The 4,271-nt window shown below is 36.1% G+C and carries 4 protein-coding genes; 2 read left to right on the top strand and 2 right to left on the bottom strand.

The window, feature by feature from the left end; all coding sequences use genetic code 11:
• Nucleotides 1-678: 678 nt before the first annotated feature.
• Together ON09_RS22890 and ON09_RS22895 are read right to left on the bottom strand one after the other, a co-directional pair.
• Nucleotides 679-1,263, bottom strand: a complete 585-nt coding sequence (locus ON09_RS22890; protein ID WP_010603401.1) for a Crp/Fnr family transcriptional regulator — start codon at nt 1,261-1,263, stop codon at nt 679-681.
• A 6-nt stretch (nt 1,264-1,269) separates the two neighbouring features.
• Nucleotides 1,270-2,256 (bottom strand): D-alanine--D-alanine ligase, encoded by a 987-nt coding sequence (locus ON09_RS22895; RefSeq protein ID WP_010603402.1) that lies wholly within the window; start codon nt 2,254-2,256, stop codon nt 1,270-1,272.
• Nucleotides 2,257-2,467: 211 nt separating this feature from the next.
• Between ON09_RS22895 and ON09_RS22900 the strand changes: the two genes are divergently transcribed.
• The gene (locus ON09_RS22900; RefSeq protein WP_010603403.1) at nt 2,468-3,238 is read left to right on the top strand and encodes a PASTA domain-containing protein; all 771 of its coding nucleotides are present in this window, start codon (nt 2,468-2,470) and stop codon (nt 3,236-3,238) included.
• A gap of 6 nt (nt 3,239-3,244) precedes the next feature.
• Nucleotides 3,245-4,271, top strand: a 1,027-nt coding sequence (mltG, locus tag ON09_RS22905; protein WP_010603404.1) for an endolytic transglycosylase MltG, incomplete at its 3' end; no start/stop codon positions are given.

The following is a 4,271-nucleotide window of genomic DNA, read 5'->3' on the forward strand; positions in this document are numbered from 1 at the left end:
ACGTACACACTGAAGAATGGGTGAGCTTATGGTATAAACAGGTTACCACAACGAAAGACGGAAAAGTAGATACCATTCAGCTATACAACGATTTTAAGCTTAAAGATGGAAAAGTACAAGGTATGTCGGAATATGTACAACATCCTATGAAAAAATGAGAAAAGCCCATAAGGGCGTTTTATTTATCGCTTTTCTCCGCTGCCTGGTACATAGTGTAATCCAGGAGTTAAATAATGCAAAAGGATTACCCGAGAATACCTGTAATTTATCGGGGAGCATAAAAACACTCCAAATAATATAAAGCCAACATAATACCATAAATTTTCATAGATCAGATCTAAACCCAAAACATATGATGCTACGCCAATAGTAATAATTTCTGCAACATTCATTGCATAACTTACAAACATCGCGACATAGAAGAAACCTGGTTCCCGCTCGAATTTCAGATTACAAACCGGGCAATAAATGTTTGTTTTTTGTAGCCTGAAAGAATATGCGCTGCCTGCGAAAATATCTCCTTGGCGGCAGCGTGGACATTTGCATTGAATAAAGGCTTGAAATTTAGATAATTCGGTCATATGTTTTTGCTAGTTAATGAGGCAAATTTAAAACTAATAAAAAGCCTAGTTTATGACCTACATCATATTTTGTCAGTAAATAGATTGAACTGCTGATTTATTTTAGCTTTATGATTTTGCCTTTATCAGTTTTAATAAATTCTTTTTCACGCAATGATTTAATCTCCCTGATCACCGTTTCCACTCTCAAACCAGTCATATCTGCGAGTTCCTGCCTTGTTACGTTTAAGCTATCACCAACCTCGACATCATTCATCAGGTAATTAATTATGGTTAAGAGCCGATGTTCAGCTTTTTCGTTCGCCAACTCCTCCAGCATCATCGACTTATAAAAGAGCCTGTTACTTAATTTTTGAATAAGACTCGTGCTAAAGCCTGGGGTGTTTTCTATTAAGTTAAAGAAATCCGTTTTATTTACCAGAATAATTTCTGATTGTTTACTTGCAATTGTATAAGCTAAATATCTTCTATTTACAATTAAAGCAGGTTCGCCGAAGTATTGACCAGCCTTAAAAATACCCTGGATAAATTCTTTGCCATGCTCGCTTACGGTAACCATCCTAACCTCGCCTGTTTTAATGAAGTAAACATACCTCGGTAACATGCCAGGTTCATAAATAATTTTATCTTTTGGATATTCTTTTACAGCAAAGCCCCTCTGAATTAGTTCCTGAATATCCATTTAAGATTAGTTAAGCGTTTCTTTCATCAAATCTGTATAAAACTGTTTTAACGTTATGCCCATAGCGGCAACTTGCTGTGGGATAAAACTTGTAGCAGTTTGACCAGGTATGGTATTAATTTCGATGAAATAAAATTTGCCTGTTTCATGCTCCAGAAAATAATCGATACGAACTATTCCCCTGCAATTTAGTTTGATATAAACTTCTTTTATAATTTGATGAACTCTCGCATACTCCTCTTCGCTCATATTCCCCGGAGTAATTTCCTGAGTAGCACCAGGTGTATATTTGGCTTCGAAATCAAAAAATTCATTTGCAGGGATTACCTCTGTGGTTGGTAAAACTGTGATTTCTCCGTTAGCACTGTACACACCAATTGAAAATTCACGGCCACTTACAAACTCCTCAATTAATACCTGGGTATCTTCATGGAATGCCTTATCAAGGGCGCTCTCCAAATCATCAGCATGTTTTACTTTACTCATGCCAATACTGCTCCCGCCGCTATTTGGCTTAACAAAATAAGGTAACCTTAACTCCTGTTTAATTTTCTGTATATCGTACCTGCCGTTTTTGAAGATTTGTATTGATTTGGCCGTGTTTAGTTGATCAATTCCCGCTACAATAGCCTTGGTATACCCTTTATTCATTGTAATAGATGAGGTTAAGGCATTACATGTGGTGTAAGGTATGTTCAACATATCAAAATAACCCTGTAATTTGCCGTCCTCTCCAGGAGAACCATGTATCGCGATAAATACACCATCAAATTTGATTCGTCTTCCTTCTAGGGTTAATGAAAAATCATTTTTGTCAATTTCTATTTTTACGGAATCAGCAGGTTCATAAAACCATCCTTTATCATTTAGCATGATTTTATAAACATCATACAAATCAGCATCGATATTTTGAGCAATAGTTGCTGCACTTTTTACCGAAACAACCCATTCTCCTGTGGTACCGCCTGTTAACAATGCAATCGTTTTTTTCATTTGGAAAAACTGTTAATTATAATAGAATTTGATCATAAATATATCCTCAAAAATATAAATATCTTTGAGCATTGTTTAATTTTGAAGGATAGAATTGGTAATTGGTGGTATTATATTTGCTCAGGGCAATGAACCTGTTGATCAAAAATCGCTATCAATTATTAATTAACTACATTTGAGTTTGCACGCTTAACACCAGAATTTAAGATTCATGTCTAAATTTATAGATTATTTAAAAACAAAATCATTTAGGAACAACATTTTAGCTGCAGTTTTAACTGTTGTTGGCCTATTACTCATCGCATTTTTTAGCTTAAGATATTACACCAAACATGGCCAGGGATTGAATGTTCCTTTAGTTAAAGGTTTGGCATTTGAGCAAGCGGTGCAAAAACTCGAAGATGCAGGACTTAAGTATGAGGTAGATTCAGTTTTTATTATGGATCAGCCTGCAGGAATTGTGATTGATCAGGATCCCGATCCAAACACCTTTGTAAAAGATAACAGAACCATCTACCTAACTATAAATGCCGGGAAAACGCCGAATACAAAATTTCCTGACATAGCCTTTAAAACCCTTCGGGAAGCGCAGGCTATTATCGAAAGTTCAAGACTAAAACTTGGAGATACTACATATAAACCCGATGTGAGTAGAGATGTAGTTTTGGAAGCATCGTTTGGTGGTTCTCCTATTCAGGCTGGGGATATTATCCCCGTTGGCTCAAGAATCAATTTAGTGTTAGGTGATGGAAGAGGAAGTGAAGAGGTTGATGTGCCACAACTGGTCGGCCTAACGGTAGACGAGGCAAAATTCAGCTTAAAAGGTTCTAATTTGAGCCTTGGCAATATTTTATATGAAGGAAGTATTATAGACAGTGCTAATGCGGTGATTGTAAAACAAGATCCAATGCCTGCTGATTCAGTAACGAAAGTCGCTATCGGAACCAGAATTAACATTACCTTATCAAACAAAGAACAATAAATAACAATGACTGAAGTAGAAAAAAAGAATATGAGTACTGGGAAAAAGGTAGCGATTGCAATTGGTGTGGTTGTTATTTTAGTTGCCGGATATTTTGCACTAAACATTTACCAACTTTATTTCTCCCCTAATATTACTGAAAATCAAAAGTACTTGTACATCAAAACTGGCCAAAGTTATGATGAATTAATTTTTGAGATTAAAAAAAGGGATATCTTAAAGAGTCCTTCATCTTTCGAAGCAGCGGCTGCAAAAATGAATTTAGCACCGAATCTAAAACCTGGCCGTTACCGCTTAAAAAAAGGCATGACGAACAGAACACTTGTTAATTTGATCAAAGCAGGAAACCAGGAACCGGTGAAATTAAAATTCCAAAACATCCGCAAAAAGGAAAATTTTGCCGCTTATTTGGCCAGTAACCTTGAAGCAGATTCATTAAGCTTTATTTCAGCTTTAGATTCCTCAGCCTTAATTTCAAAATACGGATTTAATCAGGATAATATTTACACGATGTTTATCCCGAATACCTATGAGATGTATTGGAACATTTCTCCTGTAGATTTTTTAGAAAGGATGCACAAGGAGTATGATAAATTCTGGACAGCAGAACGCAAACAGAAGGCTGCAAGTTTGAACCTCAACCCTGCTCAGGTTTATACTTTAGCATCAATTGTTGATGCCGAAGCATTATTTGATAAAGAAATGCCGATTATCGCCGGCTTGTACCTAAACAGGTTAAACAAAGGTATTTTGTTACAGGCAGATCCAACAGTTATTTTTGCCAATAACGATTTTACTGTTAAACGGGTTACAGGAAAACTGTTGCAGGTGCAATCGCCATATAACACTTACAAATATGCGGGTTTGCCTCCTGGCCCTATTATGATGCCAAGTATTAACGCGATTGATGCAGTGCTAAATCGCAACCAGAATAATTACATCTACATGTGTGCAAAGGAAGATTTTTCCGGATATCATAATTTTGCTGAAACTAAAGCAGAGCATGAAATAAATGCAAAAAAATATCGTGAGG

The organism is Pedobacter agri PB92 (assembly GCF_000258495.1).
Taxonomy (GTDB): domain Bacteria; phylum Bacteroidota; class Bacteroidia; order Sphingobacteriales; family Sphingobacteriaceae; genus Pedobacter; species Pedobacter agri.

What these genes read in the sequence shown, in the direction of transcription:
- ON09_RS22890 (WP_010603401.1), bottom strand. Translation starts at nt 1,263, where the DNA reads ATGGATATTCAGGAACTAATTCAGAGGGGCTTTGCTGTAAAAGAATAT.
- ON09_RS22895 (WP_010603402.1), bottom strand. Translation starts at nt 2,256, where the DNA reads ATGAAAAAAACGATTGCATTGTTAACAGGCGGTACCACAGGAGAATGG.
- ON09_RS22900 (WP_010603403.1), top strand. Translation starts at nt 2,468, where the DNA reads ATGTCTAAATTTATAGATTATTTAAAAACAAAATCATTTAGGAACAAC.